Genomic DNA, 12,801 nt, shown 5'->3' with positions numbered 1-12,801 from the left:
TAAAATGCAAACTGCTAAAATCATTATTTTATTTTCGGCTGTGGGGTTTTCCTCCTTACTAATCTACGTTAAAATGGTAGAAGCAATACAACAATGGTAGGTGGCTAAATGACACGTGAAAAAACGTACATATTTATCGATATTGAGGCTGCACTAATTCGAGGGCGACAATGCATCATTGAAATTGGTGCGGTCAAATGGCTGCCAAATGGTGCGCAGGAAACCTTTACGCAGCTTGTTCAACCTTATAAATTTAAAAAATTAAATAAGCATATCCAAAAGCTAACAGGTATCACAACAGAGGAGCTATTAACAGCCCCCTCCTTTAAAGAAGCAATTGCCAAATTTCAAGATTGGTGTGAGGGACAATATATATTGTTTACGTTCGGGGAGTTTGATCGCAAAGTGTTAGAGGAGGAAATGGAGCGTCATCGTTTAAGCAGTGATTTTTTATTTCCAATGGTAGATTATCAGCAAAAATATATGATTGCTCATGGCTTACGTGAACAGCCGAGCTTGCAAAAATTAATGACGGAGCTAGACTTAGAGGCGAGCACACAGCATCGTGCATTAGCTGATGCGGAAAGCTTGCAGCAAATTTTTGCAGCAACGAACGGCGAAGTGTTAATGGAAGGACAGCAAACAACCGATATGCTAATGCTGTTCACCTATTCCCGTCAGCTTGATGCCGAGTTTGATATGATGGTTTCCTATGTGCATTGTAAAGTACAAAAGGACCGCATTGACATCGTGCAACAGGCAACACATCGCGAAAGTCTGCCTTTCTCTGTTCAGGAAAAAGAGCAAGTAAATGAAAATGGCGAAGTGTATACGAAGCAATATATTAAAATGAAGCCTTCGCAAAAGCTACAAAGGGCATTGCAGGAAATTAGTGTACAGTCCGTAGGGAAGGTTATTTTAACGTACGCAGGCTTAAAGTCAATTTCCAAATGGATGCGCCTACATCAATGTGTGATGCCAAAAACAGAAAATATGAAATGGCAAAGCTTGTTGAAGGAAGAGGAGCTAGCCATTGAAAAATTAATCGAAGTGCCGACAGTAAAGGTGTACGAAGAAAATATTTGTCAATTACTAAAAAAATATGAATATGTCATTATTGAGGAGTATAAAAAGCGCAATTTATTCCCAAAGGAAGTAGTTGGCATATAGTTTAAAGGGGATTATTATGTTGAAGTCGATAGGCATCGATGCAGGGGGAACATTAACGAAAATTGCTTATGTCAATGAGCATGACCAACTAATAGTAGAAAGTTTCCCATCAAATGATTTACAGCTTGTTAAAGAGTGGCTTAAGCAGCACCCAGCAGTTGAAGAAATTGGACTAACCGGTGGACGTACAGAGCAGCTACGCGAACAGCTAGAAACAATGAAGTCGATTGAATATATCGTCGAATTTGAAGCAACATTAAAAGGTGTGCGCTATTTACTGATGCGTGAGGGCTATCAAATTGATGATGCCATTATTACAAATATCGGTACAGGCACATCAATTCATTATATGAACAATAGGCAGCATATACGTGTAGGTGGCACAGGTGTCGGAGGGGGCACATTAGTAGGGCTTGCAGCACTGTTAACTGGCTGTAGCGATTTCAATAAAATTAAGCAGCTTGCCTCAAAGGGTGTACGTGAAAATATCGATTTGCTTGTGCGCGATATTTATCAAGGCATGGATACACCAATTGCAGGAGACTTGACAGCGAGCAATTTTGGTAAGGTTGGGATTACGGCGCATACAGAGCATCCACAGGAGGATGTGCTAGCAACGGTGCAAGGGCTTGTTGGTGAAGTTATCACAACGCTTAGCATTCAATTTGCAGAGCAAAAAGAAACGTCACATATCGTTTATATTGGTTCAACACTCGCAGATAATGCCGATTTGCAAAAGGTCATTGCCAACTATACGATTTTGAAAAAGCATAAGCCGATTTTTTTACAAGATCGTGGCTTTGCGGGGGCAGTTGGAGCGTTGTTAAATGTAGGTCGAAAATAAAAAAGATGTTTGGTGCGCCAAACATCTTTTTTGATTTGTTCACAACAATAGCATGCCACCAAGCATACCAGCTATGACGATGCTCCAAGGCGGTAGCTTAAAATAAGCTAGCATGCTAAATAGCAGCGCTGCAAAGGCAAAATCAATCGCTTGCGTAACGGTGCTCGTCCAAATCGGCTGATAAAAGGCAGCAATCAAAATACCAACTACCGCTGCATTGACACCCATCAATGCACCTTGAATAGAAGCATACTGACGGAGAGATGCCCAAAAAGGCAGTGCCCCTAAAATTAATAGAAACGCAGGCAAAAAAATCGCCACTGTTGCGAGGAGACCGCCTTGCCAGCCATCCATTACTGCGCCTAAATATGCCGCAAACGTAAATAATGGACCGGGAACGGCCTGTGCTGCGCCGTATCCTGCAAGAAAGGCTTCACTACTAAGCAAATGTGTTGCAACAAACTCCTTCTCAAGCAATGGCAGGACGACATGTCCACCACCAAAAACGAGCGAGCCCGCACGATAAAAACGGTCAAATAGTGCAATCCACTGCAAGGAAGTGACCTCCCTTAGAAACGGCAGCAGTGCAAATAAGCTAAAAAATAACGTTAAGCAAAAAATACCAAGCTTTTTTGAAATGACAAAGGGTGTATGTACAGGATGCGTCTGCATCGCCTGTTTGCGATAAATAAAGTAACCAATTACACCAGCTAATGCAATGACAGTAATTTGTGTGTATGCTGTCTGCCATAATAAAGTGATGATCAGTGCCAATAAGGCGATTGCTTTGCGTTTGATATCAGGCGTTAAATTTTGTGCCATGCCTAAAATCGCATGTGCTACGATGGCGACAGCTACTAGCTTCAAACCTTGTAGCCAGCCAGCCTCAGCAATAGGCAGTCCTTGTAAAACAAGCGCAAAAAGTATGAGTGCTAGAACAGACGGAAATGTGAAGCCTAGAAATGAAACGATGCCACCTAAAACACCGCCTCGTGCAACACCAATGCCTATGCCAACTTGACTGCTGGCAGGGCCTGGAAGAAATTGCGCTAATGCTACTAAATCCGCATAGCCTTTTTCATCCATCCATTTTCTTCTGCGAATATATTCCTCATGAAAATAGCCTAAATGTGCTGTAGGGCCGCCAAAGGAAGTAAAGCCTAATTTGGTGGAAACAATAAAAATTTCAAATAATGACTGCTTGTTTGTTTGATTTGCCATGTTGTATCTCCTAAAGCGTAGTTACTTATAAAGTTAGCACAATGCAATAGCGAGGTTCTAGCGAATTCAATATTTTTTACAAAACCTTTACATTTGATTGTTAGCGTTTTTCCTTTTTTTGAATCGCCTCACGTGCAAGAGCGTCTGCTGCGCGATTTTCTTTTTCTGGAATCCATTTAATGAAAAACAGCTCAAATTGCTCGATTAAGGTTAAAGCCTGTGCTAAAAAAGGCTTGAATTCTTCATTTTTAACGTATGCTTTTTCAATTGAGGCAACGACGATTTTAGAGTCAGAGCGCAAGGATATCAATGTAGCGCCAAGCTTTTTGGCTTCCTCTAGGCCGCGCACAAGTGCGGTAAATTCCGCAATATGATTATTCGTCTCGCCGATATACTCACTTATTTGAAGGTGATGACCTTCGCCTTTAATAAATAGACCAATCCCGCTAGGTCCTGGATTGCCAGCACTTGCGCCATCAATATAAATTTCTAACATCGAAACCCTCCTTTTCTTTCTCTATTATAAGCGTAAAACAGCTTGCAATGGACAAAATAATTTGTAGCACAGTATAATAAAGAAATGTGAAAATCAAAGGGGGAGCAGATTTGAATAAAGTGTCTGTTATGCAGGAAATTGACTTTATTACGGATACGTACTGTGTCGACTGCCCTGTGATACGAGATTTGCGACAAAAGCGTGGCAAGCCAGGTGCACATAAATTTTGCATCCAATCCTGTACGGTTGGAGAGCAGCTACAATTTTTAGGGCGAGAATTAATGAAGGTCAGCGATAAATAAAAGGAGACAGCCGAGGCTATCTCCTTATTTTTTATGCAGTCGCTAGCTGGTAAGCAAGCATATCTTGATAATATTTGTTCAGCGATGCTGCGGAAATGCCAAAATGCTCCGCAATTTCCTTTACCGTAAAGGAGGCTTCAAATAACGAGCGCTCCTGACCGAAACGGATAGCACCTGCGGCAATTGCAGCAGCTTTACGCGCTGCTGGTTGCTGCTCAATTAAATAATCCTCTACAATAGGAATTAATTGCTCCTCATTCAGTGCATGCTGCTGTAAAAACTGCTTTACTTGTGTCAGCACATCTGCTTCAAATGATGTAAATTCCTCTCCTGCATAACCATTCTCTACAAGCAGTTGCCAAAAGGCCAAATGATTTTCTGTCGCTTTTTCAACAGATGGGTAATCTACTGCGAATTTTTGGAAAACTTTAGCGTATTCACTAGAGAAGAAAATCAATGTTGAAACAGCTAGGAAATGGTCTTCCTGCTCTGAGCCATCTGGTAATAAAAATGTAAAGATTTGCATCTCTTCAGGAATTGGCTTATTATTTTCGCGACGAATTTTTACGTTTTCCTTTGTAATTGCGTGTGTCGCATGGATATACTGTTCATCTATATGAGAAATCGCACCGATAAACATGGCAGGCGATGTCCATTTTTCTAATAAGCGCGCCGTTGCAGGACGGACCGTTTTTTTGCTTACTTTCTTCAAATAGCCTGTCCAAATATCAGGTCTTACATGGAAGAAAAATTCGTCTAAAGCAACCGCTTCAATTAGCTCTTTTTGTAAATGTGCTTGTAGCTTAGGGCTCCACGCTTGTACAAGCTCGATATATTGTCCAATATCTTTACGTTGAGGATAGGCTTCATAAAAGCTCTGTAAAATCGTTTCAATTTCTTCATTAAATAGTGAAGCTGAAGTGATTTGTGCTTTTCCCTCACAGCATTTTTTATATTTTTTGCCGCTACCACAAAGGCATGGATCATTACGTCCGATCATTTTAATAACACGTCCTTTATATATTGTTTCATATACACGAATAGAAAAATCACATATTCTATCATACCGCGTGTTGCATTACTTGAAAACTGATTATATATTTCGAACTGTCAGAATAAGGCGCGCCTATTGTTAGTATATTCCTAGATGGTAAAAAGTAGAACAAAAAAGTTGCCAGAAAAAATTTCTGACAACAATCTTTAATAGGTATTTTCCTCTATTGCTTGCTCGCGAACAAAGCGTAGCTGGTAAAATTGCTCTAATTGGGCAACTAAATTTCCCGCTAAAATAAAAGTGCCACCGATAATTAATTGTATTGTTACCACTTCTCCTAAGAAAAGTAGGGCAAACATCGCAGCGAAAATCGGCTCTAATGAGAAGATTAAGCCTGTATGTGTAGGCGATGTATATTTTTGTGCAACCGATTGCCCGATAAAGCAAAATGCGCTACAAATAATGCCAAGACCTAAAATCGCAATCCAACCAGATGTTGTTGTTGGAATTTGTGGGACCTCGAAAAATAAACAGAACACTGCACCGAAAAGTCCAGCAAAGCCTAATTGGTAAACACCGTAGGCAATCGAATCTACATTTTTTGTGAATTTGCTATTTAAAATTAAATAAATTGTGTAACAAATAGCTGCAATTGCCATTAAAATATCGCCGATTTGAAATGACATAGACCCTTTCAACGTTAAAACAGAAATACCAATCATTGTCATCACGATAGCGAACATGACAGCGCGTGAAGGCAGCTTTTTATCTAAAATGCTCACAAAAATGGGTACAAGTACAACTGTTAAGCTTAAAATAAATCCTGCATTTGATGCTGAAGTCGTTTGCAAACCGAATAATGATAATGAAAAAACAACGAATAACAGAAAGCCTTGAATACTTGCATAAAAACACGTTTGTTTGTTTATTTTCAACATTTTTTGATAAAAAATAAGCCCAGCTACTGCAAATGCAATAAGGCATCTGAGCGCAACAATATTGTATGTTTCAAGCGCATCCAACCCCATGACCATGAACGTATAGGATAATCCCCAAAACATTGTCACAATCACCATTAATATATTTGCTTTACTTTGTATGCTCAAAACATTCACCCCATCCAATAGTGCTCTAAAAAACAATATAAACGGTGCTTTACGATTAGTAAAACGAATGTTTATAATAGGTAATATGAAAAGTTTTCATGTATAAAATAAAGATGATTGTTCCCGATTTTAGAGAGGGTATTGCCTATTATTTTGCTTTTACAGCAATATAGAAGATTGAAATTGTAATTGATTTCTGCTACCACATGATTTGAAAATTTGAAGGAGGCTGCTATGAGCTTAGTAAAATATGAGATTTTAAGTAAGGTGGCGGAGGTGCAAAGCTTTACAGAGGCGGCGCAGCTACTTGGTTTAACGCAATCTGCTGTGAGCCATGCAGTATCAAGCCTGGAAAAGGAATTTGGCTTTGCTTTAATTCACCGTAATCGCAATGGTGTGAGGCTGACAACGGAAGGACAGACGATGCTCTTGGCAATGCGTCAAGTGCTACAGGCGGAGGAGCTGCTACAGCAGGAGGCAGCAAAAATTGTTGGTGTGACGAAGGGAACAGTGCGAATTGGGCTAATCTCAAGTATTTCCACACAATGGATGCCAAATATTATTCATTCGCTTGACGGCCAGTATCCGGGCATTAAAATTGAGCTACGTGAGGGCGATTATTATGAAATCGAGCAATGGTTGATTAATGGAGAAATCGACTGTGGTTTTTTAAATAGAACGAGCTCTAAGCAATTTAATTTCATGCCATTAAAAAAAGATTATTTATTTTGTATCGTATCTTCTAAAAGTCACCTTTATAATAAAGAGGAGATTGATTTATTTGAAATTGCGCAGGAGCCATTTATTATGCCCTCGTATCGAGGTATGAACGATGTGGTAGCGACATTTGAAAAGCATGATATTAAGCCGAATATTCGCTTTGAGCTGTTTGATGATTGGGGCATTATGTCAATGGTTGGGCATCATGTTGGCGTGTCAATTTTACCGAAGCTTGTGTTGTCACAGCTACCAGAAAATGTGCGCGTCATTCCATTGAAGCAGAAGAGCTTTCGAACGATTGGCTTAGCAACGAAGCAAACGTTGTCACCAGCAGCGCAAAAATTTGTAGAAGTGTTACAGCAATGGCTAGAGGAAAATGAGGAAGATTTAACAGCTAGGAAATAAGGGGAGAACAATATGCTACAAGGGAAAAAAATTGTCATTACAAGCGGGGGTACGCTGGAGAAATGGGATGACGTACGTGCGCATACGAATTTATCAAAAGGCATCATGGGCTGCTATTTAGCGGAGGATGCACTAAACTTAGGTGCAGAGGTCATTTATATGCATGGCTATTTCGCACAATTGCCTGAGCGCATTGCAGAAATGCGAAAAATTGGCTTTGAGGGCATTGAAGATTTGGCGCAAAAGCTGCAGCAGCTTTTACAGGAGGAGCATATTGATATCGTCATTATGGCGGTGGCAGGCTCTGACTGGCTTGTGGACAAAGTGTTTGACCAGGCAGGGAACCCACTTGCGGCTGGTGGCAAAATGTCATCCGATGAGCCACCAACAATTCGCTTTAAAAAAGCACCAAAAATATTGCCGCAAATTAAAGCATGGGCACCGAATGTAACATTAGTTGGCTTCAAGCTAGAAGCAACAGCAGATCCGCAATATTTAATTGATCGAGCAAGGCTGCGCATGCAAACATCGCAGGCGCAATATACTGTAGCAAATAGCTCTGAGTCATTGTATGGCAATAATGCACTGCATTTAATCGTTCATCAAAATGGACAAGTAACAGAGGCAAATGGTAAAAAGGAAGCAAGTAAAAAACTTATGCAATTATTAGGGGGGCAAACAGATGGCGAGTGAGCGCGTACAGGCATATTTTCAAAAGCTGCACTATGCTGCACATATTTTAACATTTGCAGAGTCAACGGCAACGGTGGAGCAGGCAGCAAATGCTTTGCAAGTTGTGCCAGGACGCATTGCAAAAACATTAGCTTTTGCTGCAGCAGATGGCTCCGCATTTTTAGTTGTAGCCGCTGGGGATGCAAAAATTGATAATGCAGCGTTTAAGTCGACCTTTCAGGTAAAAGCAAAAATGCTTAGCCCTGAGGATGTACTTGCGCATACAGGACATCCAGTTGGTGGTGTTTGCCCATTTGGCTTAGCGACAGCTATGCCTGTTTTTTTAGATGTTTCGCTACAGCGCTTTCAAACGGTGTTTCCAGCGTGTGGTACGGCGAATTCAGCAATCGAATTAACATGCGAACAGCTAATGCAGTTTGCTGCTGCAAAAGAGTGGGTAAGTGTGTGCAAAGCTTGGCAAAAGTAAAGGGGGAATAAAGATGTACGAACTAGATCATATCGTTCATTTTGTCAGAAAGCCTGAAAAAACGATGGAAGAGATGAAGACACATGGCTTCCATGTAGTGCAAGGCGGTCAGCATGAAATGTGGGGCACGTATAATACGTTAAGCTATTTTGATTTAACATATATTGAATGGATTGGCATTAACGATGAGGCACAGTTTACGATTGCAGCAAGTCAGCCTTATACATTACATGAAACGTATGCGAAAAAAGGGCGAGAAAATGGCTTTGCGCGCATCGCGATTCGCACAACAACGATTGAGCAAGATGCACAAATGTTTCGTCACGCTGGCTTAGAGGTGCACGGACCAGAGCATTTTTCACGCACACGACCAGACGGCAGTGTTGTGCGCTGGCAGCTCCTACATATTGGACAACCAGAGCAGCGCTTAGATTTTCCATTTTTTATTCAATGGGAGGCTGAGGAAGAGGCGCGACATGCTGAATACAAGGCACTGAATATTATTGCACCACACCCAAAAGGTGATTTAAAGCTTACTGAAGTGATTTATTTCGTCAATCGCCTTGATTATATGAAGCAGCTGCAAAAGCTAGGTAAGCTACAGGCAGAGGAGCATTTTGATGACAAGCTTAATGCGATGAAATATACATTATATTTACCAAACGCAAAAATTATTTGCTACTGTGCGCAAGGAGAAGGCGAGATTTGGGATGCAATTTTAGCGGAGGGGTTAGGCATCCATGCAGTTGTATTTGAAGGTGCCTCACAGCCAGAAACGATTGTTTGTGAAAATGCGACATATATTTTGAAATAAAAAAGAGGGCTACCTAGACATAGGCAGTAATATGGTCCCTTAGTCAAGGACAAATGTAAAAAAGGGTTTAGGCTGCCAAGAGATGGTTTCTGTATTGTACAGGAGCCATCTTTTTTAGGTTCCATTGATAGCGATAATTATTGTAGTAGACCATGTAGTGATCGATTTTAGCACGTACCTCGTCTAACGTTTTGGCCATGCTGAAATCAACCTCGTCTTTTAAGTGTCCGAAGAAGGATTCTTGTGGGGCATTATCCCAACAGTTACCTCGACGTGACATCGATTGACCAAGTTTGTAGTGCTTTAAAAGCTTTTGGAATTTAGGGCTTGTATAATGAACACCTTGATCGGAGTGGATGAAAGCATCTGGCTGGAGCTTTACACGTTTATTACGGAAGAGTTTTTTCACCGTTGTTGTGGCGATACCTAGCGTAATACGGTCTGATACATGATACGCTAAAATTTCATTCGTTGAGCCGTCTTTTATGGTCGATAAATAAGCCATCGTTCCGTTGTATGGAATATAGCTGATGTCTGTTAGTAATACTTTACCTGCCACACCTTGTTTGAATTCACGGTTTAATAAATTCGGCACCACGCGATGTTCTTTCGTTGCTTTCGCCATTTGTTTATAGGGATTCGGTTTACGATGTGGGCAAACGACGCCATATTTACGCATAATACGCTGGATTTTCTTTCGGTTCATGACGAGATCAAAATCTTGTTCAAGCGTCATTTTAATCGAGCGTGAACCTTTCTTATAACCACGACGCTTAAAGGCTTTTAAGATCTGGTCGCGTGCTTCTTCATCTCGTTTTTCCTTTACAGCTCGTGCTTCTTCTGTCTCTAAAAAGCGATAATAGCCTGAACGAGAGACGTTTAAAAGCGTACAAAAATACGTCACCATGCGTTTAAATGGAAACTGCTTAAGCGTATCTGCAATGAGTTGAAATACTTTACGTGCGCTTTGTTTTTGACTGTCGCTGAGCAGCCTCCTTTCGGTCACTTCGAGCTTTTTTAGTAGCTCGATTTGTCCTTCTAATAATTCAATACGAGCCGCTTGTCTTTCTACCATTTCTGTCATGGTTAATTCACGCTGTAACGGTCTGCCTGAGCTCGTTTTTCGCGTATCTGTCAGACCAATTAATCCATTTTGATCATACGCTTTTCGCCAACGTGAAGAAGCTTGTTCAACACGCTTCATCCCGAGCACTTCGATATCAAAGCCATATTCGCTAAAGATCTGTCTTGGTGTTTTACCAGCCAAATACTCATCGATAAATTGGCTTTTAAATGTATCTGCGTACGTAATTGTTCGTTCGGTTACTTTGACTACATGTGGATTCTGTTGTAGTTGTTCCATCTGTTTTGGTGAAAATAATTGTTTACTCATCGTTGTTGTCCGTCCTTTAGTTGCTTGAGAATCAAGTATATAAAAAATACCTGTGAAGTGCACACTCTTTTTCAAGTGTCCACTCCACAGGTACCATATTACAGCCCCAGTTTTTTATAATTTAGAGACGTTTGCTGCCTGTGGTCCACGATTGCCCTCCACAATTTCAAATGCTACTTCTTGTCCTTCTTCTAATTGACGGAAGCCTTCTCCAATAATGCCAGTGAAGTGAACAAAAACATCCTCACCGTTCGCGCATTCGATAAAGCCGTAGCCTTTTTCGTTATTAAACCATTTAACCTTTCCTTGATGCATGAGCGATCGCCTCCCATACTTGCGGATTGAATTGAAAAGTGTCGAAAAATTAAGACAACTATTCATTAAATATACGTGATTTCTGTATGAATGTCAATAATTTGGCGAATTTTGACGCTTTTTCCCCGCTATTTTTGTAGCAAATGCTTTATAATAAAAATAATAAGGATAGAAAGCAGGGAATAAGATGACACTGACAAAATATTTATCCGATTTAGAAATTGCAACAAATGCCAAAATGCAACCGATTATGGACATTGCGAAAAAAGCAGGCATTCCAGAAGAAGCGATTGAGCAATATGGCCGCTATAAAGCGAAAATTGATGTCAATCAAATTGCTTCAACGAAAAAAGGGAAAGTCGTGTTAGTAACAGCAACAAGCCCAACACCAGCAGGGGAAGGCAAGTCAACAGTGACAGTTGGATTAGCCGATGCCTTTCAGCAACTAAAGCATAATGTTATGGTCGCATTGCGTGAGCCATCATTAGGACCTGTCATGGGTGTTAAAGGTGGTGCAACAGGTGGTGGCTATGCGCAAGTTGTCCCAATGGAAGATATTAACTTGCACTTCACAGGCGATTTACATGCCATTACATCGGCAAATAATGCCCTTGCAGCGCTTATTGATAATCATATCCATCAAGGCAATGAATTAAACATCGACCCACGCCGTATTATTTGGAAGCGTGTGTTAGATATTAATGATCGCGCACTGCGTAAAGTGACAATCGGCTTAGGTGGTCCTTTACAAGGCGTGCCGCGTGAGGATGGCTTCGATATTACAGTAGCGTCTGAAATTATGGCGGTTTTCTGTTTAGCGACAAGCGTAGATGATTTAAAGCAGCGTTTAGCAAATATCGTAATTGGCTATACATATGACCGAGAGCCAGTATTTGTGCGCCAATTAGGTGTGGAAGGTGCCTTAACATTATTATTAAAAGAAGCATTTAAACCAAATTTAGTACAAACGCTTGGTGGCACGCCAGCATTGATTCATGGTGGGCCGTTTGCCAATATTGCACATGGCTGTAACTCAGTAATTGCAACAGGGACTGCGCGTAAACTCGCTGATATCGTTGTGACAGAGGCTGGCTTCGGGGCAGATTTAGGCGCGGAAAAATTTATGAACATTAAAGCGCGACAAAGCGGTATTTCTCCAGATGCAGTCGTTGTTGTGACAACAATTCGCGCATTAAAAATGCATGGCGGTGTTTCAAAATCGGAGCTAACAATAGAAAATGCAGCAGCAGTGACAACGGGGATTGCCAACTTAGCACGCCATATTGAAAGCGTTCGTGCATTTGGTGTCGAGCCAGTTATCGCATTAAATCGCTTTGTTGCAGATACAGAGGCAGAGTTAGCCGTTGTTTTAACATGGGCGAAGGAAAACGATGTGCGCATTGCCCTTACAAATGTCTGGGAGCAAGGCGGAAAAGGTGGCATCGAGCTTGCTGAAAAAGTGTTAGAAGTGCTAGCAAAAGAGCAGAATTTCCATCATTTATATGAGCTATCTGAAACAGTAGAGCAAAAAATTACGAAAATTGTTCAAAAAGTATATGGTGGTGCGGGCATCCATTTCACAGATAGTGCACAAAAGCAGCTGATGCAAATTAAAAAATTAGGCTGGGATGGGCTGCCTGTTTGTATGGCAAAAACGCAATATTCTTTGACTGACCAACCTTCTTTATTAGGTCGACCGGAAAACTTTACGATTACGATTCGCGAAATTGTGCCTAAATTAGGCGCGGGCTTTTTAGTATGTTTAACGGGCGATATTATGACAATGCCTGGCTTACCAAAGCAGCCTGCCGCATTAAAAATGGACGTAACAGCGGATGGCCGCGCAGAAGGGTTGTTTTAAG

The 12,801-nt window shown here is 41.0% G+C and carries 14 protein-coding genes; 8 read left to right on the top strand and 6 right to left on the bottom strand.

What is annotated here, in order from left to right:
* The first annotated feature begins 108 nt into the window (after positions 1–108).
* Both R6U77_RS15930 and coaW read left to right on the top strand, forming a co-directional pair.
* Complete coding sequence (locus R6U77_RS15930) at positions 109–1,170, top strand: 3'-5' exonuclease (protein ID WP_319836407.1); 1,062 nt, start codon at positions 109–111, stop codon at positions 1,168–1,170.
* A gap of 16 nt (positions 1,171–1,186) precedes the next feature.
* Positions 1,187–2,014 (top strand): type II pantothenate kinase, encoded by an 828-nt coding sequence (gene coaW, locus R6U77_RS15925; RefSeq protein ID WP_319836406.1) that lies wholly within the window; start codon positions 1,187–1,189, stop codon positions 2,012–2,014.
* 39 nt (positions 2,015–2,053) lie between these two features.
* Here coaW and R6U77_RS15920 read toward each other — a convergent pair whose 3' ends face one another.
* Together R6U77_RS15920 and R6U77_RS15915 are read right to left on the bottom strand one after the other, a co-directional pair.
* Complete coding sequence (locus R6U77_RS15920; protein WP_319836405.1) at positions 2,054–3,235, bottom strand: chromate transporter; 1,182 nt, start codon at positions 3,233–3,235, stop codon at positions 2,054–2,056.
* Between the two features lie 100 nt (positions 3,236–3,335).
* Entirely contained in the window at positions 3,336–3,731 is a 396-nt protein-coding gene (locus R6U77_RS15915; RefSeq protein WP_293919997.1) for a ribonuclease HI family protein, read from the bottom strand.
* Between the two features lie 110 nt (positions 3,732–3,841).
* On the opposite strand from R6U77_RS15915, the gene R6U77_RS15910 reads away from it, so the two are divergent.
* Positions 3,842–4,033, top strand: coding sequence for a zinc-finger domain-containing protein (locus R6U77_RS15910; RefSeq protein WP_293919995.1), 192 nt, complete (start codon positions 3,842–3,844; stop codon positions 4,031–4,033).
* 31 nt (positions 4,034–4,064) lie between these two features.
* Here R6U77_RS15910 and R6U77_RS15905 read toward each other — a convergent pair whose 3' ends face one another.
* Together R6U77_RS15905 and R6U77_RS15900 are read right to left on the bottom strand one after the other, a co-directional pair.
* Complete coding sequence (locus tag R6U77_RS15905; RefSeq protein WP_319836404.1) at positions 4,065–5,033, bottom strand: SEC-C metal-binding domain-containing protein; 969 nt, start codon at positions 5,031–5,033, stop codon at positions 4,065–4,067.
* A gap of 200 nt (positions 5,034–5,233) precedes the next feature.
* Positions 5,234–6,133, bottom strand: coding sequence for a DMT family transporter (locus R6U77_RS15900; RefSeq protein WP_293919989.1), 900 nt, complete (start codon positions 6,131–6,133; stop codon positions 5,234–5,236).
* 234 nt (positions 6,134–6,367) lie between these two features.
* Here R6U77_RS15900 and R6U77_RS15895 point away from each other — a divergent pair, with 234 nt between their 5' ends.
* The 4 genes from R6U77_RS15895 to R6U77_RS15880 are packed head-to-tail and all read left to right on the top strand — an operon-like array spanning position 6,368 to position 9,231.
* Positions 6,368–7,258 (top strand): LysR family transcriptional regulator, encoded by an 891-nt coding sequence (locus tag R6U77_RS15895; protein ID WP_293919986.1) that lies wholly within the window; start codon positions 6,368–6,370, stop codon positions 7,256–7,258.
* 12 nt (positions 7,259–7,270) lie between these two features.
* Entirely contained in the window at positions 7,271–7,951 is a 681-nt protein-coding gene (locus R6U77_RS15890; protein WP_319836403.1) for a phosphopantothenoylcysteine decarboxylase domain-containing protein, read from the top strand.
* Positions 7,941–8,417, top strand: coding sequence for a YbaK/EbsC family protein (locus R6U77_RS15885; RefSeq protein ID WP_319836402.1), 477 nt, complete (start codon positions 7,941–7,943; stop codon positions 8,415–8,417). The genes R6U77_RS15890 and R6U77_RS15885 overlap by 11 nt, the downstream gene beginning before the upstream one ends.
* Before the next feature lie 13 nt (positions 8,418–8,430).
* Positions 8,431–9,231, top strand: coding sequence for a VOC family protein (locus R6U77_RS15880; protein ID WP_319836401.1), 801 nt, complete (start codon positions 8,431–8,433; stop codon positions 9,229–9,231).
* Between the two features lie 67 nt (positions 9,232–9,298).
* Here the strand turns inward: R6U77_RS15880 and R6U77_RS15875 are convergent, their stop codons facing one another.
* Together R6U77_RS15875 and R6U77_RS15870 are read right to left on the bottom strand one after the other, a co-directional pair.
* Positions 9,299–10,624, bottom strand: coding sequence for an IS3 family transposase (locus tag R6U77_RS15875; RefSeq protein WP_319836349.1), 1,326 nt, complete (start codon positions 10,622–10,624; stop codon positions 9,299–9,301).
* 114 nt (positions 10,625–10,738) lie between these two features.
* Positions 10,739–10,939 carry a cold-shock protein gene (locus R6U77_RS15870; RefSeq protein ID WP_293919979.1) on the bottom strand — a complete coding sequence of 67 codons (201 nt, stop codon included), beginning with the start codon at positions 10,937–10,939 and terminating at the stop codon, positions 10,739–10,741.
* A gap of 187 nt (positions 10,940–11,126) precedes the next feature.
* Here R6U77_RS15870 and R6U77_RS15865 point away from each other — a divergent pair, with 187 nt between their 5' ends.
* Positions 11,127–12,800, top strand: a complete 1,674-nt coding sequence (locus R6U77_RS15865; protein WP_319836400.1) for a formate--tetrahydrofolate ligase — start codon at positions 11,127–11,129, stop codon at positions 12,798–12,800.
* Position 12,801: the final 1 nt, after the last annotated feature.

This window comes from Lysinibacillus louembei, from assembly GCF_033880585.1.
Classification (GTDB): domain Bacteria; phylum Bacillota; class Bacilli; order Bacillales_A; family Planococcaceae; genus Metasolibacillus; species Metasolibacillus louembei.
The sequence above is the reverse complement of the archived record's forward strand: the minus strand, read 5'-3'. Positions and strand labels throughout refer to the sequence as shown.

What these genes read in the sequence shown, in the direction of transcription:
- R6U77_RS15870 (WP_293919979.1), bottom strand. Translation starts at nt 10,939, where the DNA reads ATGCATCAAGGAAAGGTTAAATGGTTTAATAACGAAAAAGGCTACGGC.
- R6U77_RS15885 (WP_319836402.1), top strand. Translation starts at nt 7,941, where the DNA reads ATGGCGAGTGAGCGCGTACAGGCATATTTTCAAAAGCTGCACTATGCT.
- R6U77_RS15930 (WP_319836407.1), top strand. Translation starts at nt 109, where the DNA reads ATGACACGTGAAAAAACGTACATATTTATCGATATTGAGGCTGCACTA.
- R6U77_RS15915 (WP_293919997.1), bottom strand. Translation starts at nt 3,731, where the DNA reads ATGTTAGAAATTTATATTGATGGCGCAAGTGCTGGCAATCCAGGACCT.
- R6U77_RS15895 (WP_293919986.1), top strand. Translation starts at nt 6,368, where the DNA reads ATGAGCTTAGTAAAATATGAGATTTTAAGTAAGGTGGCGGAGGTGCAA.
- R6U77_RS15875 (WP_319836349.1), bottom strand. Translation starts at nt 10,624, where the DNA reads ATGAGTAAACAATTATTTTCACCAAAACAGATGGAACAACTACAACAG.
- coaW (WP_319836406.1), top strand. Translation starts at nt 1,187, where the DNA reads ATGTTGAAGTCGATAGGCATCGATGCAGGGGGAACATTAACGAAAATT.
- R6U77_RS15890 (WP_319836403.1), top strand. Translation starts at nt 7,271, where the DNA reads ATGCTACAAGGGAAAAAAATTGTCATTACAAGCGGGGGTACGCTGGAG.
- R6U77_RS15920 (WP_319836405.1), bottom strand. Translation starts at nt 3,235, where the DNA reads ATGGCAAATCAAACAAACAAGCAGTCATTATTTGAAATTTTTATTGTT.
- R6U77_RS15865 (WP_319836400.1), top strand. Translation starts at nt 11,127, where the DNA reads ATGACACTGACAAAATATTTATCCGATTTAGAAATTGCAACAAATGCC.
- R6U77_RS15880 (WP_319836401.1), top strand. Translation starts at nt 8,431, where the DNA reads ATGTACGAACTAGATCATATCGTTCATTTTGTCAGAAAGCCTGAAAAA.
- R6U77_RS15905 (WP_319836404.1), bottom strand. Translation starts at nt 5,033, where the DNA reads ATGATCGGACGTAATGATCCATGCCTTTGTGGTAGCGGCAAAAAATAT.